Below are 22,237 nucleotides of genomic sequence, written 5' to 3'. Positions count from 1 at the left end.
AGGCACACCTCACCCAACAATTTTTCCGGATTTCACGGTATACATTGAAGCTTCCCGTAATGTTTGATGGTCAATCCCGTCTACGCTCGTCGTCGTCACAAATGTCTGCACCCTGCCCTGTATTGCATTGAGCAAATGGGACTGGCGGAAATCATCCAGTTCAGACAGCACATCATCTAATAATAAAATTGGGTATTCCTTTATTTCTGAATAAATCAGTTCAATTTCGGCCAATTTAACCGATAAGGCGGCTGTCCGCTGCTGTCCCTGGGATCCGAACGTATGGACATCACGGCCATTTACAATAAAAGCCAAATCATCGCGGTGCGGGCCGATCATGGTGACACCCCTGTCGATTTCCCGTTCCCAGATTTCCGCAAATTTATTTTCATACATTTTTATCATTTTTGACCAATTCAGTTCTTCTGATACATCAAGGGAAGGTTTATATAAAATCTCAAGCGTCTCAAGGCCGCGGGAAATCATGTGATGGATCGGTCCGGCCCATTCTTCCAGCAGGCGGATAAATTCAAACCTGCGCTTGACAATTTTGACGGCATTTTCAATAAACTGTTCAGTCAAAACATCAAGCATCGTCCGGTCCGTCTGCTTTTTCATTTGCAGCTGCTTTAAATAGTGGTTCCGCTGTTGTAATATTTTTTGGAACTGGCTCACATCGTACAAGTAAACGGGGGAAATCTGGCCAATTTCCATATCAATAAAGCGCCGCCTGACCTGAGGGCTTCCTTTCACGAGATTTAAGTCTTCTGGCGCAAACATTACAACGTTCATATTTCCGATATACTGGCTTAATTTTTTTTGCTCAATATGATTATATTTTGCTTTTTTGCCTTTTTTGGAGATTGTCAATTCAAGGGGGAAAGAATCATGTGTTTTGTGGATCCTACCTTTTATTTTAGCATAATCCGCGTCCCAGCGGATGAGTTCTTTATCATTCGCAGTGCGGTGGGATTTTGCCATCGCCAAAACATAAATGGATTCCATCAAATTGGTCTTCCCCTGGGCATTTTCCCCGAGAATGACATTCACTTTATTTTCAAATGGAATGGTTAACGTTTCGTAATTGCGGTAATTTGTCAGTTCCAATTCTTGTAAGTACATATTGCAACATCCTTTTTGCTGAAAACACCTGAATCAACCGCGGGTAATTTGAAACATACCAATTCCATCAATTTCAACCCGGTCATTCTCTTTCAATTTCCGTCCTTTTCTTTGTTCCAGTTCTCCATTGATGAACACTTTATGTTCGCTTAAAAACCATTTCGCCATTCCCCCGCTTTGGATGATATCGGCTAATTTCAAAAATTGGCCAAGTGTAATAGTATTTGTCGAAATATTTACATATTTTACCATATCTTCACTCTTTTCGTGTCGTCGCTAATATATAATTTTACTAAAAAATCGGCAGAAATACAAAGAATAACAAGGATTTCCGGCTGAAACCGCCTGTTTTCCTCCACCATCGGCACAGAAAAAAGCCTGTCCGTCAGAAACAGGCTTTTCCTCCCCATCAGTATGTCCGGACCGGCAAAATCAGCTGCAAAATCGTTTCGTCATTGACCGGACGGATGACAAACGGCCTCATAGCGCCGGTAAAACGAATGCTGATTTCCATGCCTTCCAATACTTTTAATGCATCTATCATATATTTTGAGCTGAATGAAATTTTCAACGCTTCCCCTTCAATTGATTTGCATTGCACACGGTCGACCACTTTTCCGATTTCCGGCGAATTCGATGTAATTTCAATTGCGCCCGGAATATTAGCCAAAGAAGACAATTTCACAACATTTGCGTTTTGGCCTTCTTTTGCCAACAAAGAAGCCCTGTCAATTGCCTGCAAAAATTCTTTGGCATTTACGATCAGTTCCGTTTTCGCATCGGTAGGAATTAATCTGGACGTATCCGGATAATTTCCTTCCAGCAGACGTGAGAAAAACAATAAATGCTTTGCCTTAAACAAAACCTGGTTGTCGGTAATGACGATTTCAACTAATTCATTTGTATCAGGCAAGATTTTATTCAGTTCGTTTAAACTCTTCCCCGGTATGACAATATTGTATTCCGCATCGGCCGCCGTTTCGATTTCCGCCGTTCTTTGCGCCAAGCGATGGCTGTCTGTTGCAATACAGTTTAACCGGTTGTTTTGAATGCTCCAGTTTACACCTGTCAAGATCGGCCGGGTTTCGGCAGTGGAAACGGCAAATACCGTCTGACGGATTAAATTTTTTAAAATATCGGCCGGAATCCGTATAACTTTATCTTCCGTTATTTGCGGCAGGTGCGGGTATTCTTCGGGATCCAGGCCTATCAAATTAAACTCCGATTTTCCAGAACGGATCATCGTCTGGAATTGGTTTACGACTTCAATTTCGACAATATCCATAGGCAATTTTTTGACAAGTTCCCCAAAAAACCTCGCTTGCAGCACAATTCCGCCGGTTTCCTGAATTGCCGCAATTTCATCCCCGTCTTCTTCTTTCGGTACGAATGATTCGATTGAAATATCCGAATCGCTTCCTGTAAAGGTAATTCCATCTTCTGAAGCAACGATTTTAATACCAGTTAAAATTGGGATCGTTGTTCTGGATGTAATGGCCTTTGATACATCTTGGACACTTTCAACCAGCCGGTCCCGCAAAATGGAAAATTTCATGGTTATTCCTCCATCCAGTGAAGCATATACTTAATAATATTTTATAAAAATAAGTAGTACTAGTAATAGAAGTTGTGAACATGTGGATAACCTATCACAAGCAACGAAATACAGTCTATCCACATGTGGACAGACTGTTTATAAACGTTCCGGTGTTATTCACAATATGCGCAGCAGCCCGTTGAAAACTATATTATCCGTTTTTGAGGATGTTTTGCAGTTCTTCAATTTTCTTTTGGAATTGCGCGTCTGTTTGAATAAGGTTTGAAATTTTTTCATGCGCATGAATGACGGTCGTATGGTCCCTGCCTCCGAATTCTTCCCCGATTTTCGGAAGTGAAAAGTCCGTCAGTTCTCTTGATAAATACATGGCAATCTGGCGCGGGAACGCGACGGATTTCGTGCGCTTTTTCGCTTTAAAATCTTCCAGTTTTACATTGTATTCTTCTCCTACAACCTTTTGGATGTCCTGTATCGTAATGGTTTTCGGCTTGGAACTTGGAATGATATCTTTTAATGCTTCTGCGGCAAGATCCGCATTGATATCCTTATTGATCAGTGATGAATAGGCGACAACGCGGATCAAGGCGCCTTCCAGCTCGCGTATATTGGTGTCTATTTGGTTGGCGATGTAAAGCATGACTTCGTTTGGAATATCCAACCCGTCCGCTTTTGCCTTTTTACGCAAAATGGCAATGCGCGTTTCAAGATCCGGCGGCGTGATGTCGGTGATTAACCCCCATTCGAATCTCGACCGCAGCCTTTCTTCCAGCGTCGGAATTTCTTTCGGGGGCCGGTCGCTTGAAATCACAATCTGCTTGCTTTCTTCATGCAGCGCGTTAAATGTATGGAAAAATTCTTCTTGCGTGGATTCTTTTCCGGCGAGAAACTGAATATCATCTATTAAAAGAATGTCGACATTCCGGTACTTGTTGCGGAATTCGCCGCCTTTATTGTCCCGAATGGAATTAATAAATTCGTTTGTAAATTTTTCCGATGACAAATATACCACTTTTGCTTTTGGGTTGTGTTCCAGTACATAATGGCCGATGGCGTGCATCAAATGCGTTTTTCCAAGTCCGACGCCGCCATAAATAAATAAAGGGTTGTAGGCTTTTGCCGGCGCTTCAGCCACTGCAAGGGATGCAGCATGCGCAAACCGGTTTCCGGATCCGATGACAAAAGTATCAAACGTATATTTTGGTATCAGCATGCTCCGGTAATCGGGGGAATCTTCCAATTTCTCCGCCGGCTTTTTTGGAGGCAGGAAAAAGTCTGCATCACCGTTGTCCTGCTGTTGTGGAATAATAAATTTTATTTCGAGCTCTTCCCCCGTAATGTCATACAAGACAGTCGTGATGAGCGGAATGTAATGGCCTTCCAGCCAATCCCTGGCAAACTCGTTCGGCACCGAAATGACAAACGTATCGTTTTTGAGTGAGTGGGCTTTTGTGGATTTGAGCCAGGTTTCGAAGCTGGGTTTACTGATCTTTTTCTCTATCACCGACAATGCTTTCTCCCAAAGATCAGCGATATTCTCCAACGCCAATCCCTCCTTTTTATCGAAAGAAAAAATCCTAAATTTTTACAAGCGTGTAACAATGTTTCGGTGAAGTAACCGGCCATTTATAAACATACATGTGAATGTATAGTGGAAAAGCATATAATAAGGAATAAAGACGGAATTTCGACACAAACCACCAATTGTGGACAACTTTATTCTACACTTCTGAATAAACTGTCCACAAGTTATCCACAAACTGTGGATGAATGAGTTATTCACAACGGTTTATTCAGGGTTAAAACACAATAATCATAACAAATAATCTTTGGTGTTGCAATGATCTTTATAAATTATCCACAATTTGAAAAAGAAGTGGAAAAAATTATGCACAAGCGTTGGATTTGTGTGAAACTTGTCAATAATTGTTGTGGATAGTCAAAACTAACGTGAAAAATATCCACAACAAGCTTTTCGTGCATGATCTGTGGATAACTGTTTCTGCTTTTCTGGCGTGTTTTAGAAAGAAGTGGAAGTTCGGATGTATCTTGACAATACGGAAAGATCATCTTTATAATAATATAGACTGTCGTTTCCGATTAGATCGAAAGCATCCTCGAGGAGGTGTCATACATGAAAAGAACTTATCAGCCAAATAAAAGGAAAAGAAGCAAAGTACACGGCTTCCGTGCGCGCATGAGTACAAAAAACGGCCGGAAAGTTTTGGCAAGACGGCGCCGCAAAGGGAGAAAAGTATTATCCGCATAACCACTGAAATCACTCAGTGGTTTTTTTAACATAACGGGGAGGACAGGCCCGGGATTCCAGGGCAGCCGCACGTTTGAAAACCGCCGTTTTTGCAAAGTGAAGGTGTTTACATTACATGAAAAAATCGTACCGTGTCAAAAAAAATGAAGAATTTCAGGAAATTTTCCGGAACGGCAAGTCTTATGCGAACCGCCAGTTTGTCGTATATGTCCTGAAAAAAGAAAATCAAAAACATTTCAGAATCGGGCTGTCCGTCAGCAAAAAGCTCGGCAAGGCCGTGAAAAGGAATGAAATCAAACGCTATATACGGCAGGTGTTTTTAGAGCTGAAAGAAGAAATTAGCCCAGGAAACGATTATATTATTATCGCTAGGAAACCAGCGGCCGAAATGAATTTCCATCAAGTAAAAAAGAGTTTAATCCATGTCCTGAAAATAGCCAATGTACTGAAAAAAAGCTAAAATGAAAGTAGACTATTGAATTATTGGGCAGCGGTGTTTGGCTGCCTTACCATAAATTTATAGAAGTAAGCGTTTTTTATCAAATTCAACGATATGTGGGAGGAAGAAACGATTGAGAAAAAGTTTTTTTCTAATTGGAATGGTGATGGCTTTCGCAGCTGTCATGGCGGGATGCACGGAATTTAACCAGGATATCACGCCGGAAAGCAAAGGGGTTTGGAACCAGTTTATCGTATATCCGCTGTCCTGGTTGATTACAAAAACGGCCCAGATTCTCGGCAACAGTTACGGGCTGTCCATCATTGTGATTACGATCTTAATCCGCCTGTTGATTTTGCCGCTCAATATTTCGCAGCTGAAAAGTGCAAAAGCTATGCAGGTCATCCAGCCGGAACTTGCAAAACTAAGGGAAAAGTATGCTTCCAAAGATGCAGTGACACAGCAAAAACTCCAGCAGGAAACGATGAAGCTTTTCCAAAAATACAACGTCAATCCGGCTGCGGGTTGTCTGCCGATTTTGATCCAAATGCCGATTTTGATCGGATTTTACCATGCCATTAACAGGACGCCTGCCATCCGTGATTCCTCTTTCCTGTGGTTCGACCTCGGATCAGCGGACTATGTGCTGGCCGCCATTGCTGGAATCACCACTTTCCTTCAGCAAAAAGTCATGATGGCGGGTGGAAATTATGATGCGAACCCGCAGATGAAAATACAAATGAACATGATGCTTTGGTTTATGCCGATTATGATCATTGTGATCGGCATTGGGCTTCCATCCGCGCTGCCATTATACTGGATTGTCGGGAATATCTTTATGATCATCCAGTCATATTTCATTAATAACCCGGAAACTGCGATGCCCGCGCAAAACGCAAAAGCCAGGGGGACGAAAAAATGAATGAAGTGACCACAACAGGGCAAAGTGTAGAAGATGCCGTCAATCAAGCGCTCCTTACGCTAGGTGCCGAAAAAGAAAATGTGGAAGTTGAAATCATTGACGAAGGGAAAAAAGGAGTATTCGGCCTGTTTGGGGCAAAACCGGCTGTTGTCCGCGTGCGGGTGAAGGAAGATCCCGCAGAGCAGGTCATGGCGTACTTGCGCAATATCATGGAAAAAATGGGGGTGACTCCTAAACTACAATTGTCTGAAAATGATCGCATCATGAAAATAAATATTATAGGTGATAATTTGCCGATGCTGATCGGAAAAAGGGGTCAAACGCTAAATGCATTGCAATTTCTCGCGCAGCTTGCCGCAAATCATCGTGTTCCCCACTATGCGAAAGTGATGCTGGATGTCGGAGATTACCGGGAAAAACGGGAAGCATCTTTGGTGCAGCTTGCGGAAAGGCTGGCTGCGCAAGTCATTCGGACAAAAAGGAAAGTAAAGCTGGAACCGATGCCGTCTTTTGAAAGGAAAATCATCCACAGCGCCTTGACCAAAAACAAAAACGTCACCACTTATTCGGAAGGAACAGAGCCAAACCGTTACGTTGTCGTTGATCTGGCAAAACATTAAAAACACCGCCGCTTCCAACTTCCATTTGAAAGCGGCGTTTTTTATTGGAAGTATAAAGCGAAGTCTGCTTTGTTCACCTACCCGCTTTTTTCAGTTCAGTTCCGCGTCTATGGAATGGCTGTCGTGGGGAGGTGTATTTTTTTGCTTTTTTAAAGCTGCCAGTGAGAATAGGGAAAATAAAAATATCCACAGGGACGGATGAATCTGCTTCGATGGCGTTGTTATTCACATGTGGATAAGTTAAAATGGAATTATCGGCTTCTTTTTGGGGGTTGTGGAAAAGATAAATCATATAGCTTGTATTCGGGAAAATATTTGATATGCTTTTACGTTAGGGTGAAAAAGCCAATACGGACGATTTTAGCTTTTTATATAAATGAAAATGATAGGAAATGGGGTGAGAAAAAATGGAAATGGATACCATTGCGGCAATATCCACGCCGATGGGGGAAGGCGCAATTTCAATTGTTCGGATAAGCGGAAACGAAGCCATTGAAATTGCAAATAAACTTTTCAAAGGTGTCGGCGGCAAAAAGCTGATTGATGTTCCATCTCATACGATTCATTATGGTAAAATTGTCGATCCGAAAACGTCCGAAACGGTAGAAGAAGCCATGGTCAGCGTGATGAAAGCACCAAAGACTTTTACAAGGGAAGATGTCGTGGAAATTAATTGCCATGGCGGGCTTGTTTCCGTAAACAGGGTGCTGCAGCTTGTGTTAACAAACGGCGCGCGCCTCGCCGAGCCGGGCGAGTTTACAAAGCGAGCGTTTTTAAACGGACGCATTGATTTGTCTCAGGCAGAAGCGGTGATGGATTTAATCCGTGCCAAAACGGATAAAGCGATGAATGTGGCGATCGGGCAGATGGAAGGCAAATTGTCGAAACTGATCAAGAAACTGCGCCAGGAAATATTGGAAGTCGTTGCCCATATTGAAGTCAATATTGATTATCCGGAATACGACGATGTGGAAGAAATGACGCACCGCATGCTGAAAGAAAAGGCGCAGTATATCAAAAACGAGATTGAAAAACTGCTCAAGACAGCCCATCAGGGGAAAATTTTGCGGGAAGGATTGTCGACCGCCATTATCGGGCGCCCGAACGTCGGGAAATCGTCTTTATTGAACAGCCTTGTCCAGGAAAATAAAGCGATTGTCACGGATATTCCGGGCACGACCCGCGATGTGATCGAGGAATATGTTAATGTGCGCGGTGTGCCGCTCCGGCTGGTGGACACGGCAGGAATTCGCGAAACGGAAGATGTTGTTGAACGGATTGGTGTCGAGCGTTCACGGAAAGTGCTGAAAGAGGCGGATTTGATCTTGCTTGTCATCAATTCCGCGGAGCCTTTAAGCCCGGAAGATGAGGCATTGTTTGAAGCAGTGGAAGGCATGGATGTGATCGTCATTTTAAATAAACAGGACCTGCCGCAAAAAGTAGATACGGAAAGGGTCCGCGAACTGGCCAAAGGTGCTGAGATTGTCACGACTTCCCTTTTAAAAGAGGAAGGTGTGGACGAATTGGAAAACGCGATCGCGGCCATGTACTTTGAAGGGCAGCTGGAAGGCGGGGATATGACATATGTATCGAACAGCCGTCATATTGCGCTTTTGAACCAGGCACTGCAGGCAATTGAAGATGTTTTGAATGGTATTGAATCCGGAATCCCGATTGACATCGTTCAAATTGACTTAACTCGGACATGGGACCTGCTCGGGGAAATCGTCGGGGATACCGTACAGGAAAGCCTGCTGAACCAACTTTTCTCACAATTTTGCTTAGGAAAATAAGAAAAGCGGAAGCGCCTTGCCCAGCGGCGTACGGATTTCGCTGTTCAACAGGGATACCTGTCAGGAGAAGACAAAGAATGAAGCAATCTATAAGGATGAGCAGCTGTAACATAGAGATGGGGGCGTATGCCCGGTTTCATTTTTACTGAACAAAGGAGCGATTGAAAGAATGCGGCAATACGATGCAGGAGATTATGATGTCATTGTCGTCGGAGCGGGACATGCCGGTTGTGAAGCGGGGCTGGCCGCGGCAAGGATCGGCGCCAAAACATTAATGATTACGATTAACCTCGATATGATCGCCTTTATGCCGTGCAATCCGTCCATCGGCGGGCCGGCGAAAGGGATCGTTGTCCGGGAAATTGATGCGCTCGGCGGTGAAATGGGCAGAAATATCGATAAAACCTATATCCAAATGAGGATGCTGAATACCGGAAAGGGGCCGGCTGTGCAGGCGCTGCGGGCACAGGCGGATAAGGTCGAATACCAGCGCGAAATGAAAAAAACGATCGAAAACCAGGAAAATTTGACATTGTTGCAGGGCATGGTGGAAAAATTGGTCATTGAAGACGGCGTCTGCAAAGGGGTTGTCACAAAAACCGGGGCAAAGTTTACAGCCAAAACCGTTGTGCTGACAACCGGGACTTTCCTGCGCGGGGAAATCATTATTGGCGAACTAAAATATTCAAGCGGCCCGAACAACCAGCAGCCTTCCATTAATCTTGCGGAAAATCTCGAAGATCTTGGCTTTGACCTTGTACGGTTTAAAACCGGGACACCGCCGCGCGTGAACGGCAATACGATCGATTACAGCAAAACGGAAATCCAGCCCGGTGATCTGGAACCGCGTGCATTCAGCTATGAAACGACAAAATACATTACCGACCAGCGCCCTTGCTGGCTGACATATACGAACGAACGCACCCATGCCATCATCGACGCCAACCTCGGCCGCGCTCCGATGTTTTCCGGCATGATCAAAGGCACAGGGCCGCGCTACTGCCCGTCCATTGAAGATAAAGTGGTGCGTTTCCATGACAAGCCGCGCCACCAGCTTTTCCTTGAACCGGAAGGCCGCCATACGGAAGAAGTATATGTACAGGGGCTTTCCACCAGTATGCCGGAAGAAGTGCAGAGGGATATTTTAGCATCCATTGAAGGGCTTGAACATGCGAAAATGATGCGCCCAGGCTATGCCATTGAATATGATGCCATCACGCCGACTCAACTGTGGCCGACATTGGAAACGAAAAAAGTGAAAAACCTTTACACTGCAGGCCAGATTAACGGGACTTCCGGTTATGAAGAGGCTGCCGGGCAGGGTATCATTGCGGGAATTAACGCAGCTCGCAAAGCTTTAGGCAAAGAAGAAATTGTTTTGAAACGGTCGGATGCTTATATCGGCGTGTTGATCGACGATTTGGTCACAAAAGGGACGAGGGAACCTTACCGGCTGTTGACATCCCGTGCCGAATACCGCCTGCTTTTGCGCCATGACAACGCGGATCTCCGCCTGACCGAACTCGGCTACCGGATCGGTTTGATTTCCGAAGAACGCTACCGGAAATTTTTGGCGAAAAAACAGGCGATTGAAACAGAAATGAAGCGGCTGAAATCGGTGATCATCAAGCCGAATGAAGAAACGCAGGCGCTCATCCGGGAAGTGGGCGGCAGTGAATTGAAAGATGGAATTCGTGCTGCTGACCTTTTGAAACGCCCAGAAATGAAATATGAACATATCAAAATGCTTGTTCCGCCTGAAATGGAACTTCCCCCTGAAGTTGAAGAACAGGTGGAAATCCAGATCAAATATGAAGGCTATATAGATAAATCGCTGCAGCAAGTGGAAAGGATGAAAAAGCTGGAAGACAAGAAAATCCCTGCCGATATTGATTATGACGCCATTAACGGCCTGGCAACGGAAGCGCGTCAAAAATTAAAGAAAGTCCGCCCGATTTCGATTGCCCAGGCGTCGCGCATTTCCGGCGTCAATCCGGCTGATATTTCCATTTTGCTCGTGTATATTGAGCAGGGCAAAATTGCAAAAACGCATTAACGGGCATGAAGCCGGAATCCGATCCGGCTCCTTGCTTTTTACATATTCAAACGGAAGGATGGAAAAATGGATACCGGACAATTCGTTGATCTATTGGCTGAAAAAGGCATCGTGCTCGGCAGTGAACAGCTGAAGCAGTTTGAAACATATTATGAATGGCTCGTTGACTGGAACAACAAAATGAATTTAACGGCCATTACAGAAAAAGGGGAAGTGTATTTAAAGCACTTTTTTGATTCGGTAACGGTCGCCTTCTTTACTGATTGGAACGGCCCGTTTCAAGTGTGCGATGTCGGCGCGGGGGCAGGGTTTCCGAGCATTCCGTTAAAAATCTGTTTTCCGGAACTTTCCGTCACGATCGTGGATTCCCTCCAAAAACGGATTACTTTTTTGGAACATTTGACGGAAGCGCTTGGCCTGAAAAATGTTTTTCTGTTCCACGACCGGGCTGAAACGTTTGCGAAAAAGCCGGAACACCGTGAAAAATATGATATTGTTACGGCGAGGGCAGTGGCAAGAATGTCCGTCCTTTCAGAACTCTGCCTGCCGCTTGTTAAGAACGGCGGTCGGTTCATTGCCATGAAAGCCCTGCATGCTAGAGAGGAATTGGAAAAAGCGGAAAAAGCAATTCAAATATTGGGCGGGAAAACGGAAAATATTTACTCCTTTATTTTGCCGGTCGAGGAAAGCGAAAGAAATATCATTGTCGTGAAAAAAATCAAAGCAACGCCTAAAAAATATCCGCGTAAACCGGGCACACCGGCGAAAATACCGCTTGAATAACCGGGCAGTACTTTCGCCGGAAGTTTCCATGCCCCGCCACAAAACGGGCGGATTCTTCTTATATACTTAAGAGGTTGTTCGAAAAATCGCAGGGAGTTTAGCAGGAACTTGTCTTATAATAGAGAATAAATAGTTAGGGAGAATCTATAAGGTGGTGTACAGTGAATGAAGCATCCTTTCTCTCGTTTTTTTGGGGTGGAGGAAGAAATCGGGGAGGAATTGGAAGCAGAGAACGAAAATGAAGAGATAAAGAATATTTCCGTTTCCCATATCATTCCAAACCGGTTTCAGCCAAGAACCATTTTTAATGAGGAGAAAATCGACGAATTGGCTAGGACGATCCAAACCCACGGCATTATCCAGCCAATCGTTGTCCGTGAATACGAGGCGGGCGAGTACGAGATCATCGCTGGGGAAAGACGATTCAGGGCTGTCCAGAAATTAGGTTGGGATACGGTGCCTGCCATCATAAAAAATTTGAGTGACACGGAAACGGCCTCTGTCGCCTTAATTGAAAACCTGCAGCGGGAAGAGCTGACGCCGATTGAAGAGGCGATGGCTTACGGAAAGCTGCTCGAACTTCACCATTTGACCCAGGAAGCATTGGCACAGCGCCTCGGAAAAGGACAATCTACGGTTGCAAATAAACTGCGCCTTCTGAAACTGCCCCGGGAAGTGCAGGATGCCCTGCTGCAAAAACAGATCACGGAACGCCATGCACGTGCTTTAATTCCTTTAAAAGAACCTGAAAAGCAGGTCCGTGTCCTCAACGAAATACTTGCCAAAAATTTAAATGTGAAACAAACGGAAGATTATGTGGCCCGTTTAATGAATAAACCGGAAAAAAAAGCAAGGCCGCGCAGGCAGGTTTTCAGCAAAGACATGCGGATTGCCGTCAATACGATCCGACAATCCGTATCAATGGTCACTGATTCCGGGATCAAACTGGATTCAAAGGAAGAAGAATTTGAAGATTACTACCAAATCACGATCCGGATCCCGAAAAAGGCAAAATCATAATGAAAGAAACTTGGGTTACAGGTTTCTTTTTTTTCGACTTTCTGTAAACGAATCTTGCAAACTTTGATACAATAAGATTATGTGTCTGCCATAGCGCGGTGTATGTTTATATATTGCAATGGAAACCGGCGCATGGTTTTTTGTCCATTTATTTTAGCGTGAGGAAAAAAGGTAGGTGGCAACCGTGGGAAAAGTGATTTCTATCGCTAATCAAAAGGGAGGTGTTGGAAAAACAACCACCTCTGTCAACTTGGGTGCCTGCTTAGCATATATCGGGAAAAAGGTTTTGCTTGTCGATACCGACCCCCAGGGGAATGCAACCAGTGGGACCGGGATTGATAAAGGCGAGGTCCAGCAGTGTATTTATGACGTGTTAGTGGACGATGTGGACATAAAGGAAGTCATCCGGGCGACAACAGTGGAAGGGCTGTATTCCGTCCCTGCCACGATTCAATTGGCGGGAGCGGAAATCGAGCTTGTCCCGACCATTTCAAGGGAAGTCCGCTTGAAGCGGGCCATTGCATCTATTAAAGATGACTATGATTATATCATTATTGACTGCCCCCCTTCGCTCGGCATTTTGACTTTAAATGCCCTGACCGCTTCCGATGCGGTGATTATCCCGGTCCAATGCGAGTATTACGCTTTGGAAGGTTTAAGCCAGTTATTAAGCACTGTCCGGCTCGTGCAAAAACATTTAAACCACGATTTGATGATTGACGGGGTTTTGTTGACTATGCTGGATGCGCGCACGAATTTGGGGCTCCAGGTGATTGAAGAGGTGAAAAAATATTTCAGGGATAAAGTGTACCGGACGATCATCCCCCGCAATGTACGATTAAGCGAAGCACCGAGCCACGGGCAGCCGATCATTCTTTATGATCCGAAATCCCGCGGCGCGGAAGTATATTTAGACTTAGCAAAGGAAGTGGCGGCAAATGGCTAAAGGACTTGGAAAAGGCATTAATGCGTTGTTTGCCAATATGGACGTCGATAAAGAGGATGCCGTGCAGGAAGTCAAAATCAAAGAGCTGCGCCCGAATCCTTATCAGCCGCGTAAAATTTTCGAACCGGAAGCGCTCAATGAATTAAAAGAGTCCATTCTCCAGCACGGAATTTTGCAGCCGCTCATTGTCCGAAAAAGCATCAAAGGTTATGAAATCATCGTCGGCGAGCGGAGGTACAGGGCGGCAAAAGAAGCGAAACTGGCCACTGTGCCGGTTGTGGTCCGCGATTTATCCGATCAGCAGATGATGGAGTTTGCCGTTTTGGAAAACTTGCAGCGGGAAGACTTAACGCCGATTGAAGAAGCAAATGCTTACCAGTTTTTATTGGAAAAATTAAATGTGACACAGGAAGAACTGGCAAAGCGGCTCGGAAAAAGCCGGCCTTATATTGCCAACCACCTCCGGATTTTGTCCCTGCCGGTAAGCATCCAGGAAGCGATGTCGAGCGGGAAACTTTCGATGGGGCACGGCCGTACGTTGCTCGGTCTGAGCAAAAAAGAAAAAATGGAAGAACTTGCGGAAAAAGTCATTGAGGAAGGGTTGAGCGTCCGCCAGTTGGAAAAGCTCGTCCAGCAGCTCAATCAAAATGTTTCACGTGGAACAAAAAAAGAAAAATCGGTGAAAGATATTTTTATCCAGGAACATGAAACAATCCTCCGCGAAAAATTCGGTACAACTGTCCATATAAAACGGACGAAGAAAAAAGGAAAAATTGAAATTGAATTTATGTCCAATGAGGATTTAGAAAGAATTTTACAAATACTGGATGCCAGTTTTGACCACGAATCGTAAGGCATCCAATAGCAAAACGGGTGAAGAAATGGTACTGCTTGGAACGATTATCAACGGGCTCAGCATTATCGCAGGCTCATTTATCGGGAGGCTACTGAACCGTATTCCGGACCGCATCAAAGGAACCGTCATGCATGCGATCGGGCTTGCTGTGATGGTGTTGGGGCTCGAGATGGGGTTAAAAAGTGAACAATATATTATTGTCATCCTGAGCCTCGTGTTTGGCGCAGTGATTGGGGAATTGCTACGACTGGAAGAGTACTTGAACGCCCTCGGTGCCTGGCTGGAAAGAAAGTTTGGAGGAAATGGCCAAGGCAGTGTTGCCGAAGCTTTCATCACGGCAACGCTCGTATTTGTCATTGGCGCCATGGCAATCCTCGGCGCGCTCGACAGCGGGATCAGGGGCGACAATACCGTGTTATATACAAAATCCGTATTGGACGGCTTTACAGCGCTGATCCTGTCATCTACCCTCGGTTTCGGCGTTATTTTTTCCGCCGTGCCTGTTGTATTGTATGAAGGGGCCATTGCTTTATTTGCGAAGCAGATCAACCACCTGATCCCCTCATCGGTGTTAAATGCATTTATTACCGAAATGACGGCAACCGGCGGGATTATGATTTTTGCCATCGGTTTAAATATCGCGGGGCTCGCCAAATTCAGAGTAGCCAATTTTCTGCCGGGCATTTTCGTTGTCGCCGTTTTCATTGCTTTGCTTCATATTTACCATACGATTGCGGCGTGAAACATTTAAATCAGCTTTTTCTTCGGTTGGCTGTGTTTCAAAGAAATCATGGAATTTTGGTATTGAAGGTGAAGATTTGCGCGGCTGATCCCTGCAGCGATAAGTTTCGCCATTTTCAACACCAGGTTTAAACGGGTGTTTTGCAGGACGGTAAATTCCATAAAACCGCTGATGTTCACAATGCCGGTAATATGGATGTCGCCGACCGGAGGCAAGTCTTTTTTTACCCCCGCCCCCGGTTTAACGGGGCCGTCGCTGATTTGGATCATGCCGACGCTCTTCATTTTTCCGAGGCAGGCATCCACCGCAATCACAAAGGGGTAGCGATGTTTTTCGTAAATCATTTCAATTTTTTCTTCAAGGTTTAAAGCATGGATCGGGTTGTCCAGCGTCCCATATACTTTAAAACATTTCATCACTTTTTCTTTCAGAAAAGTGCCCGTCAAAGGACCGAGCGAATCTCCCGTGGAACGGTCGGTGCCGATACATACGATCACGAAATCACGGCCGGTGCTTTTCGGAAGCGCTGATAAAATCTGATTGGAAATGATTTCTTTTGCCATTATGTCATCGTGAAAAACCTTCACGCTGTTGCCGCTTAATTCAAACTGCCTAATTTTACGATTCATATCAGCCACTCCCTCATTGTAATAGTATCAGTATACGGAAAAAACAAAAAATCTATACATATATCTTTCTTGATATCCGCAACCCGCAGTTTTACACTTGATTCGGGCCGCTAATAAGAAGGTAATTTTTGAAAAAGCGGAGCCGGTTCTCGAGTATAGGTTGATTTTTTGTTACAATAACGATGAAAGAAAATGAAGGTTGGTGTACTATGCGTCATTTTGAGGCTTATCTCAAACATCTCGAAGCCAAATGGTTGAATGAAGATACATGGGTGAAGATCGGGGAAACGGCCTTAAAAATTGTGCTGGTGCTTCTTGTTGCATCGCTGATTATAAAATTCGGGAAAAAAGCGATCCGCAAAGTTTTTGAAGTCCGTGCAAAAGCTCCTCTCCGTTTTACGGAACGGCGAGAAGCAACATTATTAAGGCTGATGGAAAATACCTTGACATACCTCGTCGGGTTCATTGCGATTGTAACGGTTTTGTCGTTGTTGGGCATCAACGTCCAAGGGCTCCTGGCCGGCGCCGGAATTGTCGGTTTGGCTGTCGGTTTCGGGGCGCAGAGCCTTGTAAAAGATATTATTTCCGGTTTCTTTATTATTTTCGAAGACCAGTTTTCGGTTGGGGATACGGTGCAAATCGGAAAATTCCAAGGGGTAGTGGAAGAAATCGGGCTCAGGACAACAAAAATCAAAAACTGGACCGGTGAATTATACATTATTCCGAACGGAAATATTTCCGAAGTGACCAACTACTCCATCCATAACAGCGTTGCCGTTGTTGATGTCCATATCCCTTACGAAGAGAATATTGACAAGGCGGAAGCGGTCATACAGGAGCTGCTTTCGTCATTTGCCGGGCAGTATGAAGAGATCGTTTCCGAACCGGAACTTTTGGGCGTCCAGCAGCTTGGCACAACGGATGTGACACTAAGGGTTGTGGCGGAGACCATCCCGATGGAGCACTGGTATATTGCGAGGGTTTTAAAGAAAGAAATAAAAAAGGCATTGGATGAAAACCATATCCATGCGCCCTATCCGAAAATGATCACCTATTCCCGCACTGAGGAAGAACAGGCGTTAAACAGCCAATTTCTAAAGGGGGATGAACATGGAAGATAAAAATTTCGGGCTATATGATATTGTCGAAATGAAAAAGCAGCATCCATGCGGCACAAATCGCTGGAAGATCGTCCGGATGGGGGCCGATATTCGTATTAAATGCGAAGGATGCGGCCACAGCGTGCTCCTCCCGAGAAGAGAATTCACCCGCAAGATGAAAAAAGTCCTTGTCAAGCACGAAGAATCCTAACCTTTTTTTGGATAAATTCCTATAATGGGTTGGAAAAGTCGGCAACCATTGTGCCGCTGCGGTTTGATGGGAATTGAACAAGTTTTTAAGGAGTTGACCATATATGGCGTTAACAGCCGGAATTGTCGGATTGCCGAATGTCGGGAAATCCACTTTGTTTAATGCAATTACAAAAGCCGGAGCCGAATCCGCAAACTATCCGTTTTGCACGATTGACCCGAATGTCGGCATGGTCGAAGTGCCGGATGAACGGCTCGATAAACTAACGGAACTGTACCATCCGAAAAAAACCATCCCGACAACTTTTGAATTTACTGATATTGCCGGGATAGTAAAAGGCGCAAGCAAAGGCGAAGGCCTCGGGAACAAATTCCTGTCCCATATCCGGCAGGTGGATGCGATCTGCCACGTTGTGCGCTGTTTTGAAGACGAAAACATTACGCATGTAGCCGGAAAAGTTGATCCGATCAGTGATATCGAAACGATCAACCTCGAACTCATCCTTGCCGATCTCGAAACGGTGGACAAACGGATCGGCCGCGTCGAAAAAATTGCCAGACAAAAAGATAAAGATGCCGTTGCGGAATACGAAGTGCTCGCCAAATTAAAAGAAGCGTTTGAAGCGGAAAAACCGGCTAGATCTGTCGAACTGACAGAAGACCAGCAAAAAATCTTAAAAGGGTTCCAGCTTTTAACGAGCAAACCTGTCCTTTATGTCGCCAATGTCGGTGAAGGGGATATCCAGGATCCTTCCGGCAACCCGTATGTCCAGCAGGTACACGATTATGCAAAAAATGAAGGCGCGGAAGTCATCGTGGTTTGTGCACGGATTGAAGAAGAAATTGCCGAACTGGAAGATGACGAGAAAAAGATGTTTTTAGCCGAACTCGGCATCAAGGAATCGGGGCTGGACCAGCTGATCAAAGCCGCCTACAGTCTGCTCGGGCTTGCCACTTATTTTACGGCCGGCGAACCGGAAGTACGGGCTTGGACATTCAAAAAAGGCATGAAAGCTCCGCAATGCGCCGGCATCATCCATTCCGATTTTGAAAAAGGCTTTATCCGTGCGGAAACGGTGTCGTATGAGGATTTGATCCAGTATGGCAGCATTGCCGCAGCCAGAGAAGCCGGAAAAGTACGCCTGGAAGGAAAAGATTACGTTGTTCAGGACGGCGATATTATGCACTTCAGGTTCAATGTATAATAGGACTTATGAACTAAATTTCAATCATGAACTGAAAAAATCCAAACAATATGTTAAAATTGTTAACAGTCGAATAATTTTTCCTTCGGGGCAGGGTGCAATTCCCGACCGGCGGTGATGAGGGTTCCCTCAAAGCCCGTGACCCATATTCCCGGAATATGGTGGATTTGGTGAAATTCCAAAGCCGACAGTGACAGTCTGGATGGGAGAAGGATGACGCGTTAACAATTTGAATGGAACGTGTATTTCATCATGCCGTTTTGCCCCGCACAACCTCCGTGCGGGTTTTTTGCTTTTATGGTTCGGTTCTTTGGCGGAATTTTAAACAGGAGGAAATGTGGATTGCGAAAAGAAGAATATATGCAACTGGCGCTTCGTTTGGCTGAAAGCGTCTCTGGCCAGACTTCCCCGAATCCACCGGTGGGCAGTGTCGTGGTGAAAAACGGCAGAATTGCCGGCATGGCCGCCCATTTGAAAGCCGGGGAAAAGCATGCTGAAAGACTGGCTGTGGAACAGGCCGGTGTACTTGCACAAGGCGCGGAAGTATATGTGACATTGGAGCCTTGTTCCCATTACGGGAAGACGCCCCCATGCGCCGACTTTTTAATTGAAAAAGGAATCAAAAAAGTCTATGTGGCTGCCCGGGATCCGAACCCGCTTGTGGCAGGAAAAGGAATTGAAAAGCTGAAACAGGCGGGAATCGAAGTTGAAACCGGGATCTGCCGGGAGCAGGCCGAAACATTATACAGGCCGTTTTACCACTTTATTGAAACGAAAATGCCGTTTGTCACCATCAAAACCGCCATGTCGGCAGACGGAAAAATTGCAACCGAAACCCATGACAGCAAATGGATTACAAGTGAACAGGCAAGAATGGATGTTCACCAGTTAAGAAGCAGGCATGATGCCATTCTCGTCGGCATTCAAACCGTTCTTCATGACAACCCCCTTCTTACCTCACGTTTGCCCAAATCAGGGAAAAATCCTATTCGCATTGTATTAGACACCCATTTACGCATACTGCCGGAAGCAGCGGTGATTAACAAGGATGCTCCATCCGTCATTTTTTGCGGAAAAGAAGCGCCAATTGACAAAGAAATGTCGCTTAAACAAATGGGCGTTGAAGTCATCCGGCAGCCCCATGATACCCTCTCTATCCGGGAGGTTTTGCTGGAATTGGGGAAAAAGGGCATTCTGACTTTGCTTGTTGAGGGCGGCGCCGAAGTCAATGGTTCGTTTTTACGGGAAAAAGCCGTCCAGCAGCTCGTCCTTTATATCGCCCCAAAAGTGATTGGCGGAAATATGGCCCCCTCTCCTTTTGGCGGGCGCGGAATCGAAAAGATGGATGAGACTTTTCCGCTTGTTTTTGAAAAAGTAGAACAGATCGGGCCTGATCTGAAAATTACGGCTGCATTTAGAAAGGAAGGGCCGGGAAATGTTTACGGGGATCATTGAGGAAATCGGCTTCCTTAAAAATATGCGCAAAGGGCCGCATTCCCTTCAGCTCACGGTCCAAGCTTCGGACGTTTTACGGGACGTACGGGCAGGAGACAGCATTGCGGTAAACGGCGTCTGTTTAACGGTTACGTCCTATACGCAAAATGAATTTACGGCCGATGTCATGCCTGAAACTTTTCACAGCACGACGCTGTCCATGCTGAAGACCGGAAGCAAAGTCAATCTTGAAAGGGCAATGGGCGCAAACGGAAGATTCGGCGGCCATTTTGTAACGGGGCATGTGGATGGAACGGGCGCCATCTGTTCGAAGAAAAGAGAGGAAAATGCCGTCTATATCAGCATTTCTGTATCCCCCTCCCTTTTGGCGTATCTTGTCCCGAAAGGCTCTGTTGCAGTCGATGGCACGTCCCTCACTGTTTTTCGGATAGAGGACGGGGAAATGACGGTTTCTTTAGTGCCGCATACGCAGCAGCATACGATTTTAATGGAAAAAAACATAGGTGATGCTGTGAATATCGAGTGTGATATTTTAGCCAAATATATGGCGGAACTGTACCGGAAATGGGAACATCCGGAAAAAAAGAAAGATATGGCAGCGCTGCTCAAGGAGAATGGGTTTATTTAATCATTCAAAGGGGTGATAAAATTTGTTTCATACGATTGAAGAAGCAGTGGAAGATTTAAAGTCCGGGAAACTCGTGATTACAGTTGATGATGAAAACAGGGAAAACGAAGGGGATTTTATCGGTCTTGCTGAGAAAGCAACCCCGGAGATGATCAATTTGATGGCAAAAGCGGGCCGCGGGTTAATTTGTGTGCCGATTACAGCGGAAAAAGCGCGGCAGCTCGGTTTGAAACCGATGACGGCGGAAAATACCGATGCCCATAGAACTGCATTTACCGTCAGCATAGACCATGCTTCCACCCGCACCGGCATCAGCGCTTTTGAACGTGCCAAAACGATCAGGGAATTGGTGAAAGATGGGGCAATGGCAGAAGATTTTCACCGGCCGGGCCATATTTTCCCTTTGGTGGCCAAAAAAGGCGGGGTGCTGGAACGGGCCGGGCATACAGAAGCGGCAGTCGACCTGGCGAAACTGGCAGGCATGAAACCGGTTGGTGTCATTTGCGAAATTATGAATGAAGATGGAACGATGGCCCGGCTCCCGCAGCTGATGGAAGTTGCAAAAAAACTGGATGTAAAACTGATTACGATCGAATCGTTAATAGAATACAGGAAAAAACATGAGAAGCTGATCCGAAAAGAAGTGGAAATTACGCTTCCGACGCGTTTCGGGACGTTTCGGGCGATCGGCTACAAAGATTTGTTGACAGGAAAAGAACATGTGGCGCTCGTTAAAGGGGAAGTCAGCGGTGAAAAGCCGGTTTTGGCAAGAGTCCATTCCGAATGTTTAACCGGCGATTGTTTCGGGTCATACCGCTGCGATTGCGGCCCGCAGCTTGCCCAAAGCTTATCCCGGATTGAAAAAGAAGGCCGCGGTGTCCTTGTTTATATGAGACAGGAAGGCCGGGGGATCGGCCTGATCAATAAATTAAAAGCCTACAAGCTGCAGGAACAGGGTCTTGATACGGTAGAAGCCAACCATCGGCTCGGGTTTCCGGCAGATATGCGCGACTACAGCATAAGCGCCCAAATTTTAAGAGATATCGGCATATCAAAGGTCCGCCTTTTAACGAACAATCCCGATAAAATCGACTGCCTTAAGCGTTACGGCATTCAAATTGTTGAAAGGGTACCGGCCGAAACGGCACCTGTAAAAGAAAATGAAGCCTATTTGCGGACGAAAGCGGAAAAAATGGGGCATTTGCTGCACATATAGGAGGAAATGAAGATGGGAAAAGTTTATGAGGGAAATCTTGTTGGCACAGGTTTAAAAATCGGGATCGCTATTTCACGTTTCAATGAATTGATTACAGGCAGGTTGTTAAGCGGCGCAAAAGATGCTTTGCACCGGCACGGCGTGGACGAAGAAGACATCGATGTTGCCTGGGTGCCGGGCGCATTTGAAATCCCGCTCATCGCCAAAAAAATGGCGGCGGCGAAAAAATACAACGCCGTTTTGGCACTTGGAACGGTGATCCGGGGATCGACCCCCCATTTTGAATATGTGAGCGCGGAGGTGGCAAAAGGCGTAGCCCGGGCAAGCATGGACACTGAAACCCCTGTCATTTTCGGGATCTTGACGACCGATACCATTGAGCAGGCCATTGAGCGGGCCGGCACGAAAGCAGGGAACAAAGGCTGGGATGCTGCAGTGAGCGCAATTGAAATGGCAAACGTGATCCGGGAGTTGGAGTCGTAAAAAAATGCGCATCATGTTGATGGCCGCAAAGAGGGACGGGCGTGGCCCCCGGGCAGGCCGAATGAATTTTGCGGCCGTCAACAATAAAATGTAGCATCTCCAAAAAATAAAAAAATTACTTGGAATAAGAACATATGTTTGTTAAAATATAATTGTCAGCGCAATCGGAGAGCCGGACAGGCCTTAAA

23 protein-coding genes and 1 riboswitch are annotated in these 22,237 nt (G+C 45.6%); of the genes, 18 read left to right on the top strand and 5 right to left on the bottom strand.

Features of this window, described 5'->3' with window-relative positions:
• Nucleotides 1-9: 9 nt before the first annotated feature.
• The 4 genes from recF to dnaA form a co-directional block, all read right to left on the bottom strand.
• On the bottom strand, nucleotides 10-1,122 hold the full coding sequence (gene recF, locus GBH70_RS13445) for a DNA replication/repair protein RecF (protein ID WP_151681520.1): 1,113 nt from the start codon (nucleotides 1,120-1,122) through the stop codon (nucleotides 10-12).
• A 33-nt stretch (nucleotides 1,123-1,155) separates the two neighbouring features.
• Nucleotides 1,156-1,374 carry a S4 domain-containing protein YaaA gene (gene yaaA / locus GBH70_RS13440; protein WP_151681519.1) on the bottom strand — a complete coding sequence of 73 codons (219 nt, stop codon included), beginning with the start codon at nucleotides 1,372-1,374 and terminating at the stop codon, nucleotides 1,156-1,158.
• A 157-nt stretch (nucleotides 1,375-1,531) separates the two neighbouring features.
• Nucleotides 1,532-2,677, bottom strand: coding sequence for a DNA polymerase III subunit beta (gene dnaN, locus GBH70_RS13435; RefSeq protein WP_151681518.1), 1,146 nt, complete (start codon nucleotides 2,675-2,677; stop codon nucleotides 1,532-1,534).
• A 193-nt stretch (nucleotides 2,678-2,870) separates the two neighbouring features.
• Complete coding sequence (dnaA, locus tag GBH70_RS13430; protein ID WP_151681517.1) at nucleotides 2,871-4,220, bottom strand: chromosomal replication initiator protein DnaA; 1,350 nt, start codon at nucleotides 4,218-4,220, stop codon at nucleotides 2,871-2,873.
• Nucleotides 4,221-4,811: 591 nt separating this feature from the next.
• Here dnaA and rpmH point away from each other — a divergent pair.
• From rpmH to GBH70_RS13375, 11 genes are all read left to right on the top strand, one after another.
• Entirely contained in the window at nucleotides 4,812-4,946 is a 135-nt protein-coding gene (gene rpmH / locus GBH70_RS13425) for a 50S ribosomal protein L34 (protein ID WP_003397591.1), read from the top strand.
• Between the two features lie 115 nt (nucleotides 4,947-5,061).
• Entirely contained in the window at nucleotides 5,062-5,406 is a 345-nt protein-coding gene (gene rnpA, locus GBH70_RS13420; protein ID WP_151681516.1) for a ribonuclease P protein component, read from the top strand.
• A gap of 112 nt (nucleotides 5,407-5,518) precedes the next feature.
• Nucleotides 5,519-6,307 carry a membrane protein insertase YidC gene (gene yidC, locus GBH70_RS13415; RefSeq protein WP_151681515.1) on the top strand — a complete coding sequence of 263 codons (789 nt, stop codon included), beginning with the start codon at nucleotides 5,519-5,521 and terminating at the stop codon, nucleotides 6,305-6,307.
• Entirely contained in the window at nucleotides 6,304-6,927 is a 624-nt protein-coding gene (gene jag / locus GBH70_RS13410) for an RNA-binding cell elongation regulator Jag/EloR (protein WP_151681514.1), read from the top strand. The genes yidC and jag overlap by 4 nt, the downstream gene beginning before the upstream one ends.
• 407 nt (nucleotides 6,928-7,334) lie before the next feature.
• Complete coding sequence (mnmE, locus tag GBH70_RS13405; protein ID WP_151681513.1) at nucleotides 7,335-8,720, top strand: tRNA uridine-5-carboxymethylaminomethyl(34) synthesis GTPase MnmE; 1,386 nt, start codon at nucleotides 7,335-7,337, stop codon at nucleotides 8,718-8,720.
• A 169-nt stretch (nucleotides 8,721-8,889) separates the two neighbouring features.
• On the top strand, nucleotides 8,890-10,776 hold the full coding sequence (gene mnmG / locus GBH70_RS13400) for a tRNA uridine-5-carboxymethylaminomethyl(34) synthesis enzyme MnmG (RefSeq protein WP_151681512.1): 1,887 nt from the start codon (nucleotides 8,890-8,892) through the stop codon (nucleotides 10,774-10,776).
• Between the two features lie 66 nt (nucleotides 10,777-10,842).
• On the top strand, nucleotides 10,843-11,559 hold the full coding sequence (gene rsmG / locus GBH70_RS13395; RefSeq protein WP_151681511.1) for a 16S rRNA (guanine(527)-N(7))-methyltransferase RsmG: 717 nt from the start codon (nucleotides 10,843-10,845) through the stop codon (nucleotides 11,557-11,559).
• A gap of 165 nt (nucleotides 11,560-11,724) precedes the next feature.
• Nucleotides 11,725-12,579 carry a nucleoid occlusion protein gene (gene noc / locus GBH70_RS13390; RefSeq protein ID WP_151681510.1) on the top strand — a complete coding sequence of 285 codons (855 nt, stop codon included), beginning with the start codon at nucleotides 11,725-11,727 and terminating at the stop codon, nucleotides 12,577-12,579.
• 184 nt (nucleotides 12,580-12,763) lie between these two features.
• Nucleotides 12,764-13,525: a ParA family protein gene (locus GBH70_RS13385; protein WP_151681509.1), complete on the top strand. Its 762-nt coding sequence runs from the start codon at nucleotides 12,764-12,766 to the stop codon at nucleotides 13,523-13,525.
• Complete coding sequence (locus GBH70_RS13380; protein WP_151681508.1) at nucleotides 13,518-14,378, top strand: ParB/RepB/Spo0J family partition protein; 861 nt, start codon at nucleotides 13,518-13,520, stop codon at nucleotides 14,376-14,378. Before GBH70_RS13385 ends, GBH70_RS13380 begins: the two co-directional genes overlap by 8 nt.
• A 28-nt stretch (nucleotides 14,379-14,406) precedes the next feature.
• A complete protein-coding gene (locus GBH70_RS13375; protein WP_151681525.1) occupies nucleotides 14,407-15,123 on the top strand; it encodes a DUF554 domain-containing protein in 717 nt (238 codons plus the stop codon).
• A 5-nt stretch (nucleotides 15,124-15,128) separates the two neighbouring features.
• Here GBH70_RS13375 and yyaC read toward each other — a convergent pair whose 3' ends face one another.
• Nucleotides 15,129-15,752: a spore protease YyaC gene (gene yyaC, locus GBH70_RS13370; protein WP_151681507.1), complete on the bottom strand. Its 624-nt coding sequence runs from the start codon at nucleotides 15,750-15,752 to the stop codon at nucleotides 15,129-15,131.
• A gap of 209 nt (nucleotides 15,753-15,961) precedes the next feature.
• On the opposite strand from yyaC, the gene GBH70_RS13365 reads away from it, so the two are divergent.
• The 7 genes from GBH70_RS13365 (at nucleotide 15,962) to ribH (ending at nucleotide 22,049) form a co-directional block, all read left to right on the top strand.
• Entirely contained in the window at nucleotides 15,962-16,873 is a 912-nt protein-coding gene (locus GBH70_RS13365; RefSeq protein ID WP_151681506.1) for a mechanosensitive ion channel family protein, read from the top strand.
• Nucleotides 16,863-17,063 (top strand): DUF951 domain-containing protein, encoded by a 201-nt coding sequence (locus GBH70_RS13360; RefSeq protein ID WP_151681505.1) that lies wholly within the window; start codon nucleotides 16,863-16,865, stop codon nucleotides 17,061-17,063. Before GBH70_RS13365 ends, GBH70_RS13360 begins: the two co-directional genes overlap by 11 nt.
• A 103-nt stretch (nucleotides 17,064-17,166) precedes the next feature.
• Nucleotides 17,167-18,267 (top strand): redox-regulated ATPase YchF, encoded by a 1,101-nt coding sequence (ychF, locus tag GBH70_RS13355; RefSeq protein ID WP_151681504.1) that lies wholly within the window; start codon nucleotides 17,167-17,169, stop codon nucleotides 18,265-18,267.
• 77 nt (nucleotides 18,268-18,344) lie between these two features.
• Nucleotides 18,345-18,485: riboswitch (FMN riboswitch) on the top strand.
• Between the two features lie 124 nt (nucleotides 18,486-18,609).
• Nucleotides 18,610-19,722: a bifunctional diaminohydroxyphosphoribosylaminopyrimidine deaminase/5-amino-6-(5-phosphoribosylamino)uracil reductase RibD gene (gene ribD, locus GBH70_RS13350; RefSeq protein WP_151681503.1), complete on the top strand. Its 1,113-nt coding sequence runs from the start codon at nucleotides 18,610-18,612 to the stop codon at nucleotides 19,720-19,722.
• Nucleotides 19,703-20,350: a riboflavin synthase gene (gene ribE, locus GBH70_RS13345; protein WP_151681502.1), complete on the top strand. Its 648-nt coding sequence runs from the start codon at nucleotides 19,703-19,705 to the stop codon at nucleotides 20,348-20,350. The genes ribD and ribE overlap by 20 nt, the downstream gene beginning before the upstream one ends.
• A gap of 22 nt (nucleotides 20,351-20,372) precedes the next feature.
• Nucleotides 20,373-21,566: a bifunctional 3,4-dihydroxy-2-butanone-4-phosphate synthase/GTP cyclohydrolase II gene (locus GBH70_RS13340; protein WP_151681501.1), complete on the top strand. Its 1,194-nt coding sequence runs from the start codon at nucleotides 20,373-20,375 to the stop codon at nucleotides 21,564-21,566.
• A 12-nt stretch (nucleotides 21,567-21,578) separates the two neighbouring features.
• On the top strand, nucleotides 21,579-22,049 hold the full coding sequence (gene ribH, locus GBH70_RS13335) for a 6,7-dimethyl-8-ribityllumazine synthase (RefSeq protein WP_151681500.1): 471 nt from the start codon (nucleotides 21,579-21,581) through the stop codon (nucleotides 22,047-22,049).
• The last annotated feature ends 188 nt before the right edge of the window (nucleotides 22,050-22,237 follow it).

The sequence above is a fragment of the Weizmannia acidilactici genome (assembly GCF_008974225.1).
In the GTDB taxonomy this organism is placed as follows: domain Bacteria; phylum Bacillota; class Bacilli; order Bacillales; family Bacillaceae_C; genus Weizmannia; species Weizmannia acidilactici.
This window is presented reverse-complemented; position numbering and strand designations above follow the sequence as displayed.